Origin of the sequence: Vibrio rotiferianus (genome assembly GCF_002214395.1) — a bacterium.
GTDB classification, from domain to species: domain Bacteria; phylum Pseudomonadota; class Gammaproteobacteria; order Enterobacterales; family Vibrionaceae; genus Vibrio; species Vibrio rotiferianus.
Window position 1 is genome coordinate 3,252,012 of the sequence record NZ_CP018312.1, and the last position, 16,594, is coordinate 3,268,605.

Below are 16,594 nucleotides of genomic sequence, written 5' to 3' on the forward strand. Positions count from 1 at the left end.
TAAGCAAGTTATGCTTGCAGCTGATGGATACTCTCTTCGATGGTCAACTTCACTTCTGGGTAAAGCAGAGCAAATAGCAGTTTGGCAAATTGCTGCGTTTTCTCAAGATCGCAGTTGCCGTCACTGTCTAGGTATTGCTGCTCTTTCAGCGTATTGAACATCGCAGCAAACACACCTTTGTCGAAGAATTCTGGCGCGTTAATACCGTGCAGACGCCCCAAACGCTGTGCAATGTCTTGGCTCTTCTGCTCAAGATCAGATTTACCCAGTTCTTGGTCAGCTACCAGTAAGTTCATCGCGATAGAGTAGCGTTGTAGCGTTTCAGTGATAGTACGACCCAACAGAACCAATGATTGGTTGTTTGATTGGTTGATTTCCAGCTTCTCACCGTCTTGGCAAACCATCTTCTGCTCAATGAACTCGTTTAAGATCTTCACGACCAGCTCGTTCAATTCTTCTTCCTTGTAGCTTAGGAACAGCTCTTTTTTCAGGAATGGGTAGATTTGAGCGACGTTTTCTTGAATCTTCTCTACGGTCACGTTGCGCTGACGAATAATCATCTGAGCAATCAATGATGGTAGGGCGAACAGGTGAATGATGTTGTTGCGGTAGTAAGTCATCAGAATCGACTGGCTACGATCCAGCGAAATGATGTCACCCATGGTGTCGGTTTCAATTACAAACTTATCGAGTGAGATAGCGTGATCCACCAACTCTTCAGCACTTTCTGTTGGAACGGTTGAAGTGTTTGAGTATGGGTTGTTCTTAAGTAGCTTCAGGTAGCATTCAATCTGGTTGATCAAAGAGTCACGAGACAACGCACGCTGACGAGAAGCCAATAGCGCGGTCGCACATAGAGTCAGCGCGTTAGTTGCTGCTGCATCGTTAATGTGCGTCATCATCTTGTTTGCTAGGCCGTTTACCACAGGGTTCATCCATTGTGGTTTGCTACCGCCCATGCGGTCGATGTCTTTGGTCCATTCTGGCGCGTGTTCATTCAGGTATTGGTTTAGCTGAATCGGCTCACCGAAGTTCACGTAACCAAGACCAAAGTTGCGCAGCTTACGCAGAGTACGCAGAACAAGACCTGCGTTTTCTTTCTCTTTGCGTGAACCGCGAAGCTCTTTGGCGTAAGTACCCACTTCCATTACGTGCTCGTAACCGATGTACACAGGCACTAACGTTACTGGACGGTTTAGACCGCGCAACATGGCTTGAATCGTCATTGCCAACATACCGGTTTTTGCTTGCAGCAGACGACCAGTACGTGAACGACCACCTTCACTGAAGTACTCAACCGAGTAGCCTTTAGCAAACAGCTCTGATAGGTACTCACGGAAAATCGTGGAGTACAGCTTGTTGCCTTTAAAGCTACGACGAATAAAGAACGCACCACCACGACGGAAGATTGGACCCGCTGGGAAGAAGTTCAGGTTGATACCCGCAGCGATATGCGGTGGTACCATACCTTCATGGTACAGAACGTAAGAAAGCAGTAGGTAGTCCATGTGACTGCGGTGACATGGCACGTACACGATCTCATGACCATCTTGCGCTAGGCGACGAACCGTCGAAGCGTTGTTGATGTGTAGACCTTGGTACAGCTTAGTCCACAACCAACCAAGAATACGATCGCCGTTTTTCACCAAACCATACGAGAAGTCTGCCGCAATCTCATCCATGATGTCATGGGCTTCTTTGCGAGCTTTCTCGATAGAAATGTTTTTGCTTTGCGCTTCGTCTTCAATCGCTTTTTCGATTGCAGGCGATTTCATTAAGCGTGCAAACAGCACTTGGCGTTGAGGTAGGTTTGGACCTGATGCCGCAAGTTTCTGACGAGAGAAGTGGATACGTGCAACGCGCGCTAGCTTGTGTGCAATAGCGCTGTCAGTACCGTGAGAGTCTGCCATGTAACGTAGTGAAACCACTGGGCTAAAGCGCACCAAGCAGTCACGACCCGCTGCCATTACCGCTTTTGCTTTTTGCGGACCGTTCATTGGTTGTAGGTACGGCTTGTGGTTTTCTTCTTTACCAGGCTTACGACCCCAAAGCACGGTCGCTGGGATCATTTGCACGTCTAGCTCGCTGTCGAGTTTGTGCAATTCAAGTAATTCAGTAAACAGAGAAACAGACTCACTCGGTACGTCGTTATCATTGCTCATCACGGTTGGACGAGAGGCAATAAACACGTAACGAGTCAGTTTTTTGCCATTGATTTCTAGCGGGCTAAGCGGGTCTGGTAGACCAAGGCTCAAAGCTTGTTTTTGTAGTGTCAGCAAATCCACGTTCGAACGGAACGGTAAGGCATACACAATCGGCTTCGCTAGGTCGATGTTGAGATCGTCAATTGGATTCGACGGGATTGTGGTGCCCTTTACCATTACCGATAAAGGTAGTTTTAGTAATGAACGTGAAAATGATTGTCCAGAAGACATAAAGTTCACAGCCTCAATAGGTATTCAAACAAGCCTAACCTTATTTCTGCGTCCGCTTTCCCTTCTTCTATAGGAAAGGAAATAGATACGGCAATAGAAATAAGCCTAGGCGATAAATTTTAAGCGCAGCAAGGATACCAGAAACTGGTCAAACCTTTTAATTTTATTGAGCGGAAATTAGCCGAAGCCCTAGGTTGTTGCTTTCATTAGACGAATTGGCTATTGCGTGTTTAAAACGCATACTCACTTGAGGTTTGTGGGGGGGATCTGAAACGGGCGCAAATAAATTAAAAAACAACCAATTGGGTTTTCATTTGTCCATTTACTGGATATACTCACAGTTAACTGTATAAAAAGACAGGTTACATATGAAGCCGTTAACGCCACGCCAACAACAAGTCTTCGATTTGATTAAAAGCAAAATCGAAGACACCGGAATGCCACCAACTCGTGCAGAGATTGCGCGTGAGCTTGGCTTCCGCTCTGCGAATGCCGCAGAAGAACACCTAAAAGCGCTTGCTCGTAAACAAGCGATTGAAATTATTCCAGGCGCATCTCGCGGGATCCGAATCCTGCTTGAAGATGCGGCAAACGACGATCAAGGTCTGCCTTTGATTGGTCAAGTTGCTGCTGGTGAGCCGATTCTGGCTCAAGAGCATGTGGAGTCTCACTACCAAGTGGACCCTGCTATGTTCAAACCAAAAGCAGATTTCTTACTTCGCGTAAACGGCGAAAGTATGAAAGACATCGGTATTATGGACGGCGACTTACTAGCTGTGCACAAAACCCAAGACGTGCGCGACGGTCAAGTTGTGGTTGCTCGTGTTGATGACGATGTGACGGTCAAGCGTCTAGAGCGCAAAGGTTCTACAGTTCTACTGCATGCAGAGAATGAAGAGTTTTCACCAATCCAAGTTGACCTAACGTCGCAACATCTGACGATTGAAGGTCTGGCGGTTGGTATCATCCGTAACACTGACTGGATGTAGGTTTCTTACCTCAAGCATTCTAATAAAGCCCAGCGCTCTGCTGGGCTTTGTGTTTTCTGTGCTTTCTATTTTTGTTTTCATTCCCTTCAAATTTATTACGCTCGCCACCGGTTGAGAATTTTGGTTATGCTGTAAAACTTGCAAGTGATATTGAGATTTATTATCATCTAAGTCTATTTAATCATTTTCTTTTCGGCGTAAGGAAATGCCCATGTCCAAGCCTCAACATCACGTACCCAATCATCTGTTGAAACCGTTGTTTTTACGCAGCCGCGAAAGCATGGTAGACAACGGTTTGGTGTACGATCCAATCGCCGCAAAAGCGTGTTTGAGCTGTAAGATGGCACCAGATTGTATTAGTGGTGATGTCGATCAGAAGCAGCTGCTGCACGTGACTTTAACTCAGCTGTGCGATCAGCAGGTCAGTCACTTTCTTCAACAACACTCAGACGCTTGGATCATTAATGTTGGTGCGGGCTTAGATACGCGTTTCTACCGTTTGGACAATGGCCGTTGTCATTGGATTGAACTGGATGTCACCGAGAATCTGGTTTGGCGTCAGCGATTGTTCCACAAAAACGAACGTTACGAGCATCGTTGCGGCAGCGTAGAAGACATGAGCTGGTTAGACGAACTGCGCATTCCTGAAAAAGCACCAGTACTGATCCTATGTGAGATGGCTTTACTCGATTGCGATGAATCGCGTGTTGCGACTTTCATCCAAACTCTGGGTCGCTATTTTGTATCGGCAGAAGTGTGCATGGTGCTAGCAGGTGACTTAACCGAAAGTAAATGGGGTCAGAAGCTCGGTTCAGATACGTATGCACATGGTTTTGAAGCACCAGCGCAACAAGTACTGCATTGGCTGCCATGGGCGCAATGGGTCAAAGCCTTCTCGCCATTCGACCGATTCTGCTCACGCTGGAAAGCATGGCAACGTTGGTTGAATAAGATCCCAATGTTGAAACATCGCCTCACGCCAGTCCTCGTTCACATCAAGTGGTAATTGGATAGGCTCGAGGGTCTGTTTACCTTTTGCGGTTAAATTTTGTTCGAGATAAAAGCGTTTTAATCGCGACGATAGGTTAGCCGCCTAGTCACTCTAAGCAATGACCTATCAACAAAGAGTAAAGCGCTTTTAGCCGAACCCTTGGGCAGCTTTGTGGCTCTCTTGTACTGAGTTACTGTATTTCAAACTTTTCTCTTTTTTGATTGAATAGTAAGAACCCACAAACAGCTGCAAAAATAAGCTCTAAAGGTCAACAGACCCTTAGTACTCAGGTACACTCGCTGATCTAAACAACGAGGTGCCTGTGACAAACTCTATCTTCTCTCTTTTATCGAATCCTCAAGTGCATCGCCAAGTGTTAGCGCTCGCTATCCCTATGGTGCTGTCGAATATTACTGTTCCACTCTTGGGCTTGGTTGACGCTGCGGTGATCGGTCACCTTGAGCACGCTTGGTATCTGGGTGGTGTTGCGTTGGGCAGCACCATGATCAGCGTGACGTTTTGGTTGCTTGGCTTCTTACGTATGTCGACCACTGGGTTAGCAGCGCAGTCCTACGGTGGTGAAGACCGAAAACAACTCGCTTTGGTGTTTATGCAAGGCTCACTCATGGCACTGCTGTTTGCGTTAGTCTTCCTTATTGCCCATAACCCGATCGCGGATCTGATCTTTGGTTGGAGTGATGCCAGTGCGGAAGTGAAGCACTACGGCATGCAATATTTTTCTATCCGAGTGTGGAGTGCGCCTGCTGCGCTGATGAACTTTGTGTTATTGGGCTGGCTGCTCGGAACGCAAAACGCCAAAGCCCCAATGTGGATGGTGATCATCACCAACGTGACCAATATTGCGCTCGATTTACTGTTTGTTATTGGCTTAGGCTGGAAAGTAGAAGGCGCAGCGCTGGCATCGGTAATAGCTGATTACTCAGGCATGGCGTTTGGCTTGATGTGTGTGTGGAAAACATGGCGATCACGTCAGTTGCCATCACCTAAGAGCCTGCTAACCGATACTCAACATGGGCTAGGGCGGTTCGTAAAACTCAATCGCGATATCTTCTTACGCTCGCTCTGTTTACAAGCTACGTTTAGCTTTATGACTTTCCAAGGTGCGAGCTTTGGTGATGATGTGGTTGCGGCTAATGCGGTATTGATGAGTTTCTTGATGATGATTTCCTATGGCATGGACGGTTTTGCTTACGCCATGGAGGCCATGGTTGGCAAAGCGATCGGTGCCAAAGACCGAGCGCAGCTCAGTGCATCATTGATTGGTACTTTCTTCTGGAGTCTGATCATCTGCTTAGGTTTGACTGCGGTATTTGGTTTGGCGGGATCGCACTTGATCGCCATGATCACTTCGATTGACGCGGTGCAGCAGCAAGCGTCAGTATACTTACCATGGTTGGTGGTCATGCCATTGGCCTCGATGTGGTGCTTCCTGTTTGATGGCATCTTTGTTGGTGCCACTAAAGGTAAAGACATGCGAAACAGTATGTTCGTGGCGACTTGTTGTTTCTTTGCGATTTTCTTTTTGTTCTCTGGCTGGCAAAACCATGCGCTGTGGTTTGCGATGACCAGTTTCATGGCAATGCGAGGGATTGGACTTGGCGCTATCTTCTTTTATCAATGGCGCAAGGGAAGCTTTCTTGCCTAGTTACACATAAAAAAACAGCAGGTCGAAACCTGCTGTTTTTGCTTTTGGATCATGGCAACCCAATTGAATTAGAATAATCGGTTCAAACCGTTCAGTGCCGCTACGCGATACGCTTCTGCCATCGTCGGATAGTTAAAGGTGGTATTGACGAAGTATTCAATTGTATTGGCTTCACCTTTTTGTTCCATGATGGCCTGACCGATGTGGATGATTTCTGCAGCGCGCTCACCAAAGCAGTGAATACCAAGAATCTCTTTGGTTTCGCGATGGAAGAGGATTTTCAAACTGCCGATATCTTTACCTGCGATCTGCGCACGAGCTAAGTGTTTAAATGAAGAGCGTCCTACTTCATAAGGCACTTTCGCCGCAGTCAGTTCTTGCTCGGTTTTACCCACTGAGCTGATTTCTGGAATGGTGTAGATACCCGTTGGGATGTCATCAATCAGATTTCCGTCAGCTTGTCCTTTCGTGATGGCTTGTGCCACGAAACGACCTTGGTCATACGCTGCACTCGCTAGGCTAGGGTAGCCAATCACATCACCGACTGCATAGATGTGTTCCACCTCTGTACGGTAGTTACCATCTACTTTAAGTTGCCCGCGAGAGTCGCTTTCTAATCCAACTGCAGGTAGGTTGAGTTTGTCGGTATTCCCCGTTCGACCATTAGCATACAGTAAGCAGTCTGCTTTCATCTTTTTACCTGATTGCAGGTGTACGATTACGCCGTCTTCGGTGCCTTCGATTTTCTCGAATGTTTCGTCGTTGCGAATCACCACGCCACTGTTCCAGAAGTGGTAAGACAATGCATCTGAGACTTCGTTATCTAGGAAAGAGAGCAGACGGTCGCGAGTATTAATCAGATCGGTTTTTACACCCAAACCACGGAAGATAGAAGCGTATTCACAACCGATAACTCCAGCACCGTAAATGATGATGTGGCGAGGGTCGTGTTTCAGGCTCAGGATAGAGTCACTGTCGTAGATGCGTTCATGCAAGAAGTCGACGTCGTTCGGTTGGTATGGACGAGAGCCTGTGGCGATAACAAATTTGTCCGCGGAGTACACTTCTTCTGTACCATCACTTTGCATCACCGCGATGGAGTAGTTATCGATAAAGCGCGCAGTACCAAACAACAGTGTGCATGAATTGCGGTCATAAAAGCCCTGACGAAGTCGAGTTTGCTTATCAATCACCGATTTCGCATGACCTAAAATGTCAGAAAATGTTGCATGAAGGCTGGTGTTATTACGACAGAATAGAGGGTTGCTATTGAACTCAATGATACGGCTAACCGCGTGACGCAATGCTTTCGATGGTATGGTTCCCCAGTGCGTACAACCGCCACCAACACTGCTTTCTTTTTCAACGATGGCAACATTCAGACCGGCTTTGGTCAATCCCATTGCCGCCCCTTCACCGCCAGGGCCACTACCAATTACGATCACGTCATAGTGATTAGCATGCGCCATGATGTCTTCCTTGTTATATTTAATTAACATTGCTGTAGCGGGATTTTAACTCATTTGCTCTACAGGTACACATCATCGCTGCTAGAGAGTGGAAGTGATCACGTAGAATCGACCAAAAGAACTAATTGGTATGCTGTATGTCTACAATTTGAAGCGAAACGTTTGCATTTGAACGTCGGGCAATAGTAACTTGCTCGCGCTTGCCTTAGTCGAGGCAACATATCTTTTTACGTAGGGGCTAATTGCGTTATATTGATGCTCTTGTACCCAATAGAAAAAAGAGCAAGTTTTAGAATGAAATCGATGGGAATCCGCGCGCAGCAAAAAGAAAAGACACGTCGATCATTGATCGATGCGGCATTTAATCAACTTAGTGCGGATCGCAGCTTTTCCAATCTCAGCTTGCGAGAGGTTGCCCGGGAGGCCGGAATAGCACCGACTTCTTTTTACCGTCACTTCAAAGATATGGACGAACTTGGTTTAACCATGGTTGATGAGGGCGGTCTACTGTTACGCCAACTGATGCGTCAAGCTCGTCAGCGTATTGTCAAAGAAGGCAGTGTGATTCGAACTTCGGTTGAAACCTTCATGGAATTCATTGAAAGTAGTCCTAACGTATTCCGCTTATTGTTGCGTGAGCGCTCTGGTACTTCCTCTGAGTTTCGTACTGCTGTCGCTCGAGAAATACAACATTTTGCGGCAGAATTGACTGAATATTTAATAAGCACCGGTATGACCAAGGAAGAGGCGTTTACTCAAGCTGAGGCGTCAGTCACTTTGGTATTCAGTTCAGGTGCGGAAGTTTTAGACTTAGATCGACGTGAGCGCGATGAACTCGCCGAGCGATTGATCATGCAATTGCGAATGATAGCCAAAGGGGCTTATTGGTATCGCAAAGAACGTGAACGTAACCGATTAAAAGGCGGGATAGAATAATGTCGAATGGAAATAAATCTGAAAAGAAAACGCTGATTTTGGCACTGGTTGCAGGTATGTGTGGTGATGCTTTGTTGTCATGGTTGACCATGAGCGAAGTATCTTTCTCAATCTTCCCTCTGATTGCACTCGTGCTAGCAGTACAGGCGCTTTACCAAGAATACCTTAACAACCCAGTATCGGAAGATATCCCACTTGTTGGTCTTGCGTGTTTCTTCGTGGGGGCATTTGGTCACTCTGCGTTTATCAAAGCACAATACCCAGAAGCAGGTTCTAACTTCTTCGCGATCCTAGTTTCAATGATTCTATTGGCTTGGGTTGGAAAAAAGCTAGGTTTCATGGAAAAGAAAACTTCTGCTGAGTAAGCCAAAAGAACTCAACAAAAAAGCGAGCTACTACTGAGCTCGCTTTTTTTATGCCTGACGCTGGTGGATTACGCTTTGCGTTCCAATAGTACGCCAGCTTCCATGTGGTGGGTGTAAGGGAACTGGTCAAACAGAGCAAAACGCGTCACGTTGTGTGTTTCACATAGAATGTCCAAGTTCTCTTTTAATGTTTCAGGGTTACAAGAGATGTACATAATGCGATCGTAACTTTGCACCATCTTACAAGTGTCAACGTCCATACCTGAGCGTGGAGGATCAACAAAAATCGTGTTGCAGTTGTAGCTCTTCAGATCCACGCCTGCATCTTGTAGACGACGGAACTCACGCTTACCTTCGATTGCCTGAGTAAACTCTTCCGCTGACAGACGTAGGATTTGTACGTTATCAATCTCGTTCGCTGCGATGTTGTATTGCGCAGAAACCACAGATGGCTTCGCTAGCTCAGTTGCTAATACGCGGTCAAAGTTTTGTGCCAGCGCTAGAGAGAAGTTACCGTTACCACAGTAAAGTTCTAGTAGATCACCCGTGCTTTCTTGAGTACAGTCGACCGCCCATTCCAGCATCTTCTCTGCCACTTTACCGTTTGGTTGGGTGAAGCTGTTTTCAACTTGCTGATAGATGTAGCTTTGACCATTCACATCTAGCTTTTCGATCACGTAATCACGGTCTAAAACAATCTTCATCTTACGTGCTCGGCCAATGATGTTTAGGTTGAAGCCCTCATCATTTAAGCGTTGTTTTAGTGCTTTTGCGTTTTCAATCCATTCCTCATCAAGTTGACGATGGTAAAGCAGTGAAACCAGAATCTCACCACTTAGGGTAGACAGAAAGTCCACTTGGAACAGTTTGCGACGTAATGATTCGTTGTCTTTCATCGCATCCACTAAAAGTGGCATCAAGTCGTTGATCAGGCGGCTGGCTGCTGGAAACTGGTCAACGCGGTATTTTGCACGAGTTTCTTGGTTGAACATGATGTAGTAAAGGTCTTCACCTTCATGCCAAACGCGGAACTCAGCACGCATGCGGTAGTGCTGCTCTGGTGATTCAAACACTTCCAGTTCTGGCACGTTGTATGGCGCGAACATATCGGTCAGACGTTCGACTTTTTCAGCCAGTTGTTCTTGGTAGCGTTGTGGGTTTACATCAAGAGTAGCCATGATCTTACCTTTTATGGTGCATTCAATTTAAGAGCGCAGATTTTATTCAATCTTAATAGGATGTCCAGTTTTGTACCCTAATTGATCTAAAGATAGTGTGTTCTGTGTCAGTTGATACTCAAATGAACCAAATCGTTACAATGGTCAGGGGGAATATTGGCTGGACAAATAATCAATAGCTTAATAGTATTTGCCACAAGCTGGTGCTATCTAGCAATCTAGATGGCTGAAATGGGAATCTGGTGAAAATCCAGAACTGACGCGCAGCGGTAAAAGAGAACGAACGCTCATCAAGACACTGCATTAGTTTATGTGGGAAGTCGAGCAAGTAGGTAGAACAACCTCGCTCTTAAGTCCGAATACCTGCCAGCAACTGAGCCACAGCACTGGACTGCTCAATAAGAGTAGGGCTCGGTAGGAATTACGCGATTTAGGACAATACAATGAGAAAAACTCTTCTTGCGATCACGTGTGCATCGCTGCTTTCACCTACTTTTTATTCACAGGCCCAACAAGCCTCCGCAGACGAAACGGTTGTGGTTACCGCAAACCGATTCCAGCAAATTGATGGTGCGGTTCTCGCACAAACTGTTACGGTAACCAAAGAAGACATTCAACGTCTTCAAGCAAATAGCCTATTTGATGTGTTCCGTACACTACCGAGTGTTGAAGTTGCCCAGTACGGTGGACGTGGTCAATCTGCATCTATCTACGTTCGAGGTGGTAGTTCATCCCAAGTTCTGGTTTTAGTAGATGGTGTACGTATGCCACGCGCTATCATGGGTGGTATCGACTTTAACCAATTTCCAATCAACTCGATTGAACGTATCCACTACATTCGTGGTGCGCGTGCTTCTATTTACGGTTCTGAAGCGATTTCTGGCGTAATCAACATTATTACTCGTGCGTCTATTAATGACGATTCAGGTCGAGTGTCTGCAGGTTATGGCTCAAATAACCATAAAAAAGGCACGTTTGTGGTCTCTAAACCTGTAGGCGAAGGTAAACACTTTAAGGGCGTGCTAGGTTACGAAAAAACCGATGGTTTTAATGTTAAACCTTTGCCGGGTGTGAACGACGGTGATGAGCACGGCTTTGAAACGCTCAACCTTAAACTAGGCTACCAACAAAACTTCTCTAATAACTTATCTGGTTACGTTGGGTTGAGTGCTTATAACAATGAGTACGACTACGATAACAGTAGCTATGGTAACCCTGCGTGGGGAACGGTTGATAAGCACGAAAAGAAAACCGGTGAAGTTGAGTATGTTGGCGCAGACCTGTCGTTGGAATATAACAGAGACGTTTACTCATCTGAATTGAAACTGGCTTATGGTCAGCAAGACAACTATGACCATAAATCAGGTCAAAGCAAATCAACCGGCGATCATGTTGCTATTGAACAGTTCAACGCAATTTGGCTGAACTCGTACAGTATTAACGAAGAGTTGAGCGTTGGTGGTGGTTTGGACTACCGTACTGAGAAGCTAGCCAAGGGCTATATTGCACCAAGTGACTGGGGACCAGCTAAAGACTACGATCCAGAAAAGAACCCAAGAACCAACTTTGGTGTTAGCGCTATTGCTCAATACGCTTATGACGTCTGGACGTTAGAAGCGAGTGTACGTAATGACGACAACAACCAGTTTGGTAATAACACCACGTGGCAAACCGCAGCGGGTTGGAAGTTTTACCAAGGTTATGAGTTGACGCTGAGTCACGGTACGGCCTTCCGCGCCCCGAGCTTTGTTGATTTGTATTATCCAGGCTACGAAATGCCAAACCTGAAACCGGAAGAGTCAGAAAATACTGAGCTATCGTTATCGGGTGCTGTATCTATTGTTGATTGGACGGTAACGGGTTACTACAACCAAATTGAAAACATGCTGATCTGGGAAGGTGCGGGCATGCAAAACGTTGGTGAAGCCGAAATTAAAGGTGTGGAGTTAGAGGTGAAATTCGATACAGATATCGTTTCTCACGAGTTCTACTTAGATTACAAAGACCCCGTCGATAAATCTGGTGCAGAAGATACTCAACTAGCTTACCGCTCTAAGCGCGGTGCCAAATGGAACGCTTACGCGACGTTTGACCAATGGACGCTAGGTTCACAGTATCTATACCAAGGCGAGCGCTTTAGTGGCAGTACAAGATTGCCGAGCTACAGCCTATGGAACTTCACCGCGTCTTACGCAGTAAGCCCAAACTGGGACATTAATGCGAAGCTAAGCAACGCCTTTGATAAAGATTACGAGATGTATGTGGGCTACGCGACACCAGGGCGTCAGTACTTTGTCTCGGCGGACTACCGCTTCTAATCGAATCCAACAAGACCGCCACATCGGCGGTCTTTCTTATTGTGAATAAAGAAGCTGGTGGAAATAGGCAACGAGGAAAGTTAATGACAAAAGCAAAACGGGTTGTGATCAGTTGGTCGAGTGGTAAGGACTCTACGCTAACGTTGGAGCGATTAAACGAAAATTCTCATTATCAGGTAGTAGGGCTATACACCACTTATGTTGAGAAAGAAGTGCCTTTTCAAGCAACGCCTTTAGAGGTTGTGCAAATGCAGGCCGACTTGCTTGGCCTTCCACTTGTTACTATTGAACTACCTGAAGTCTTCCCGAGTAACGACATTTATCAATCGACTATTGTCAGCGCACTACAACAGAGTGGGTTGAACGTGGAAGCGGTCGCATTTGGTGATATGTTTTGTAATGGTATTGCTGATTATCGTCGTAGCTATATAGAGCCTGCGGGATGGGAGTGTGTATTCCCACTACTCGGGGAAGAGAGCAAGGAATTGGCATTCGAAATCGTCGAACGCGGTATTCAAACCATGCTGATTACTACCGATGGAGAGGCTTTGGAGACCCAGTGGTGTGGTCGCTGGTATGACAAAGAGCTGATTGAGTCATTGCCCGCTCATATTGATCCCTGTGGAGAAGATGGCGAATTCCATACATTGGTGACATCAACGCCGTCATTTCAAGGACATATAGAACTGACTAAGCTTGAAGTGGAAATAGGGGAGCGATTCAGTCATCAAAGATACCAAGCCAAAGCATTGCCAAAACGAATCTAACCAGTATGATCGCCGAGTCTCTAATTTGCAGGTAAGACTCGTGCGAGCATCAAGTAAGAAAAAAGTCCTAGTGTTTGATTCCGGTGTCGGAGGGCTATCGGTCTTTCAAGAGATCCACCGACTTCTACCACATATGGATTACTTATATCTGTTCGACAATGAGGCCTACCCATACGGAGAGCTTGACCAAGAGGTGTTGATCACTCGCGTTAATAAGCTGGTGGCAGCGTTGGTTGAAGAGCATCAAGCCGACATCGTAGTCATCGCCTGCAACACCGCAAGTACTATAGTGTTACCATCACTGCGCGCGAATCTATCCATTCCGGTTGTCGGTGTGGTCCCTGCTATCAAGCCAGCATCGCTGCTTGCTTCTAAAGGTGTAGGACTTATTGCTACGCCTGCGACAGTGACCCGTCAATATACTCATGAACTTATCCGCGACTTTGCCCAAGGCAAACCTGTCGAGTTATTAGGCTCGACTCGCTTAGTAGATATGGCAGAAGAAAAGCTGCGTGGTGAAAGTATTTCTCTTTCAGAGCTGGAGAGTATTCTTCTCCCACTACGCAATAAAGTCGATGTTGCAGTACTAGGCTGTACTCACTTCCCTCTAATTAAAGACGAAATACATCAAGCATTGGGTGGTGAAGTAACGTTAGTTGATTCTGGTGAAGCCATTGCCCGACGAGTGAAAGCGTTAATATCGAGTGACACAAAGGAAGAGAGCAAAGATGAGGGGAGTAAGAAGATATATGCCAGTGCACCTCCTTGGCAAGAAGATGCACTGAATGTATGTTTGGCAAACCTAGGATTTAATCCTGTTCAGGTTTACCGCCATCCGGGTGTTTAGGATCGTTAGCAATACGTACTTTAAGCGTACGCTCCATATATTCCTTCTCATTAAGTTTTGCGATAGCAGGTTTTGCATCTGCTGCGGCCATCACTACAAAACCAAACCCTCTTCTTTTACCTGTGCGCTTATCTTTCATTAAGCGCACTGCATAGACCTGCCCATACTCAGCAAACAAATCACGAACGTGACTCTCATTTGCCTTATAGGGAAGGTTGCCGACATACAGTGTTTTAGTCGAAGGATCGGAATCCGAAGATTGAATAACAGGTGCCTTGCTAGAAAGTGAAAACAGAAAAGCAGTAGCGACAACACCGATAACAAAGCTCAAGGCTGGTGACACAGGCACTTGAGAGAAGATAACTCCTCCAAGAACCGCCAACCCAATACATAAGATCAGATTTTTTTTAGACGTCATTTTGATTACTACATATAGATGATAAATAGATAAGCTGCCTATTAACAAAATAGACACACGGATCTTACGTATATGGTTGGTGTTTTTCCAACCAATTGCTGTGATATGTCTCAAATGTGACGAAGAAATATGCAGATACCGCGTTATTGATGGATTAATAAGCGCTTGAAATGTTTTTTTCAAAAAAGGGTTGCGCTCATTTCTGGATTCCCTATACTGCGCATCCACCGACACGGAGTGAGACGAAAGTCACACAGCGAGTCGGGAAGAGAGAAAAAGAATTAAAAAAAACTCTTGACTCTCAGAATGGGAAGCGTAAGATACGCACCCCTAACGACGAGGCGCTGATGCGGCAAGTTAGTTAGAAAAAGCTCTTTAAAAATAAGAACCTATCAATCTGTGTGGGCACTCGTTGATGATAATCCAATTAGAAACTTCGGTTTCAAATTAGGTTCCAATGATACGAAGTGACCATTGAGTCGAAAGATTCAGCACAGTCAATTCAAACATTACTTATGTAATGTTCAGTATTCATTGAGCCGACAAAATCTTAAATTGAAGAGTTTGATCATGGCTCAGATTGAACGCTGGCGGCAGGCCTAACACATGCAAGTCGAGCGGAAACGAGTTATCTGAACCTTCGGGGGACGATAACGGCGTCGAGCGGCGGACGGGTGAGTAATGCCTAGGAAATTGCCCTGATGTGGGGGATAACCATTGGAAACGATGGCTAATACCGCATAATGCCTACGGGCCAAAGAGGGGGACCTTCGGGCCTCTCGCGTCAGGATATGCCTAGGTGGGATTAGCTAGTTGGTGAGGTAATGGCTCACCAAGGCGACGATCCCTAGCTGGTCTGAGAGGATGATCAGCCACACTGGAACTGAGACACGGTCCAGACTCCTACGGGAGGCAGCAGTGGGGAATATTGCACAATGGGCGCAAGCCTGATGCAGCCATGCCGCGTGTGTGAAGAAGGCCTTCGGGTTGTAAAGCACTTTCAGTCGTGAGGAAGGTAGTGTAGTTAATAGCTGCATTATTTGACGTTAGCGACAGAAGAAGCACCGGCTAACTCCGTGCCAGCAGCCGCGGTAATACGGAGGGTGCGAGCGTTAATCGGAATTACTGGGCGTAAAGCGCATGCAGGTGGTTTGTTAAGTCAGATGTGAAAGCCCGGGGCTCAACCTCGGAATTGCATTTGAAACTGGCAGACTAGAGTACTGTAGAGGGGGGTAGAATTTCAGGTGTAGCGGTGAAATGCGTAGAGATCTGAAGGAATACCGGTGGCGAAGGCGGCCCCCTGGACAGATACTGACACTCAGATGCGAAAGCGTGGGGAGCAAACAGGATTAGATACCCTGGTAGTCCACGCCGTAAACGATGTCTACTTGGAGGTTGTGGCCTTGAGCCGTGGCTTTCGGAGCTAACGCGTTAAGTAGACCGCCTGGGGAGTACGGTCGCAAGATTAAAACTCAAATGAATTGACGGGGGCCCGCACAAGCGGTGGAGCATGTGGTTTAATTCGATGCAACGCGAAGAACCTTACCTACTCTTGACATCCAGAGAACTTTCCAGAGATGGATTGGTGCCTTCGGGAACTCTGAGACAGGTGCTGCATGGCTGTCGTCAGCTCGTGTTGTGAAATGTTGGGTTAAGTCCCGCAACGAGCGCAACCCTTATCCTTGTTTGCCAGCGAGTAATGTCGGGAACTCCAGGGAGACTGCCGGTGATAAACCGGAGGAAGGTGGGGACGACGTCAAGTCATCATGGCCCTTACGAGTAGGGCTACACACGTGCTACAATGGCGCATACAGAGGGCAGCCAACTTGCGAGAGTGAGCGAATCCCAAAAAGTGCGTCGTAGTCCGGATCGGAGTCTGCAACTCGACTCCGTGAAGTCGGAATCGCTAGTAATCGTGGATCAGAATGCCACGGTGAATACGTTCCCGGGCCTTGTACACACCGCCCGTCACACCATGGGAGTGGGCTGCAAAAGAAGTAGGTAGTTTAACCTTCGGGAGGACGCTTACCACTTTGTGGTTCATGACTGGGGTGAAGTCGTAACAAGGTAGCGCTAGGGGAACCTGGCGCTGGATCACCTCCTTATACGATGATTATTCACGATGAGTGTCCACACAGATTGATAGTTCACAAGCGAAAGCTTGTAGCTAACATAGCTCTTTAACAATTTGGAAAGCTGACAAATCAACAATTTA

The 16,594-nt window shown here is 46.5% G+C and carries 12 protein-coding genes, 1 rRNA gene and 1 riboswitch; of the genes, 9 read left to right on the forward strand and 4 right to left on the reverse strand.

The features are described from left to right. Positions 1-8: 8 nt before the first annotated feature. Complete coding sequence (plsB, locus tag BSZ04_RS24360; protein ID WP_088881562.1) at positions 9-2,435, reverse strand: glycerol-3-phosphate 1-O-acyltransferase PlsB; 2,427 nt, start codon at positions 2,433-2,435, stop codon at positions 9-11. A 368-nt stretch (positions 2,436-2,803) separates the two neighbouring features. Between plsB and lexA the strand changes: the two genes are divergently transcribed. The 3 genes from lexA to dinF all read left to right on the forward strand — a co-directional run bounded on the left by lexA (position 2,804) and on the right by dinF (position 6,081). Further along, positions 2,804-3,424, forward strand: a complete 621-nt coding sequence (gene lexA, locus BSZ04_RS24370) for a transcriptional repressor LexA (RefSeq protein ID WP_005438488.1) — start codon at positions 2,804-2,806, stop codon at positions 3,422-3,424. A gap of 211 nt (positions 3,425-3,635) precedes the next feature. Then, positions 3,636-4,430 (forward strand): class I SAM-dependent methyltransferase, encoded by a 795-nt coding sequence (locus BSZ04_RS24375; RefSeq protein ID WP_010444461.1) that lies wholly within the window; start codon positions 3,636-3,638, stop codon positions 4,428-4,430. A 307-nt stretch (positions 4,431-4,737) separates the two neighbouring features. Beyond that, the gene (gene dinF / locus BSZ04_RS24380; RefSeq protein WP_162531088.1) at positions 4,738-6,081 is read left to right on the forward strand and encodes an MATE family efflux transporter DinF; all 1,344 of its coding nucleotides are present in this window, start codon (positions 4,738-4,740) and stop codon (positions 6,079-6,081) included. A gap of 68 nt (positions 6,082-6,149) precedes the next feature. Here the strand turns inward: dinF and sthA are convergent, their stop codons facing one another. Next, complete coding sequence (gene sthA / locus BSZ04_RS24385) at positions 6,150-7,580, reverse strand: Si-specific NAD(P)(+) transhydrogenase (RefSeq protein WP_259346561.1); 1,431 nt, start codon at positions 7,578-7,580, stop codon at positions 6,150-6,152. A 264-nt stretch (positions 7,581-7,844) separates the two neighbouring features. Here sthA and fabR point away from each other — a divergent pair, with 264 nt between their 5' ends. Further along, positions 7,845-8,486, forward strand: a complete 642-nt coding sequence (fabR, locus tag BSZ04_RS24390) for an HTH-type transcriptional repressor FabR (RefSeq protein ID WP_010444457.1) — start codon at positions 7,845-7,847, stop codon at positions 8,484-8,486. Beyond that, the gene (locus BSZ04_RS24395) at positions 8,486-8,851 is read left to right on the forward strand and encodes a YijD family membrane protein (RefSeq protein WP_038884856.1); all 366 of its coding nucleotides are present in this window, start codon (positions 8,486-8,488) and stop codon (positions 8,849-8,851) included. Before fabR ends, BSZ04_RS24395 begins: the two co-directional genes overlap by 1 nt. A 68-nt stretch (positions 8,852-8,919) precedes the next feature. Here BSZ04_RS24395 and trmA read toward each other — a convergent pair whose 3' ends face one another. Then, positions 8,920-10,029 carry a tRNA (uridine(54)-C5)-methyltransferase TrmA gene (trmA, locus tag BSZ04_RS24400; protein WP_088881565.1) on the reverse strand — a complete coding sequence of 370 codons (1,110 nt, stop codon included), beginning with the start codon at positions 10,027-10,029 and terminating at the stop codon, positions 8,920-8,922. 184 nt (positions 10,030-10,213) lie between these two features. Next, positions 10,214-10,414: riboswitch (cobalamin riboswitch) on the forward strand. 58 nt (positions 10,415-10,472) lie between these two features. On the opposite strand from trmA, the gene BSZ04_RS24405 reads away from it, so the two are divergent. The 3 genes from BSZ04_RS24405 (at position 10,473) to murI (ending at position 13,961) form a co-directional block, all read left to right on the forward strand. Next, positions 10,473-12,347, forward strand: a complete 1,875-nt coding sequence (locus BSZ04_RS24405; protein ID WP_088881566.1) for a TonB-dependent receptor domain-containing protein — start codon at positions 10,473-10,475, stop codon at positions 12,345-12,347. An 83-nt stretch (positions 12,348-12,430) separates the two neighbouring features. Next, entirely contained in the window at positions 12,431-13,114 is a 684-nt protein-coding gene (locus tag BSZ04_RS24410; protein ID WP_088881567.1) for a Dph6-related ATP pyrophosphatase, read from the forward strand. Positions 13,115-13,154: 40 nt separating this feature from the next. Further along, the gene (gene murI, locus BSZ04_RS24415) at positions 13,155-13,961 is read left to right on the forward strand and encodes a glutamate racemase (RefSeq protein ID WP_088881568.1); all 807 of its coding nucleotides are present in this window, start codon (positions 13,155-13,157) and stop codon (positions 13,959-13,961) included. On the opposite strand, the gene BSZ04_RS24420 is transcribed toward murI, so the two are convergent. After that, on the reverse strand, positions 13,924-14,379 hold the full coding sequence (locus BSZ04_RS24420; protein WP_010444441.1) for an RNA-binding protein: 456 nt from the start codon (positions 14,377-14,379) through the stop codon (positions 13,924-13,926). The two genes, murI and BSZ04_RS24420, sit on opposite strands and share 38 nt — an antisense overlap. Before the next feature lie 552 nt (positions 14,380-14,931). Here BSZ04_RS24420 and BSZ04_RS24430 point away from each other — a divergent pair. Beyond that, positions 14,932-16,484 (forward strand): 16S ribosomal RNA (locus tag BSZ04_RS24430). Positions 16,485-16,594 lie beyond the last annotated feature (110 nt).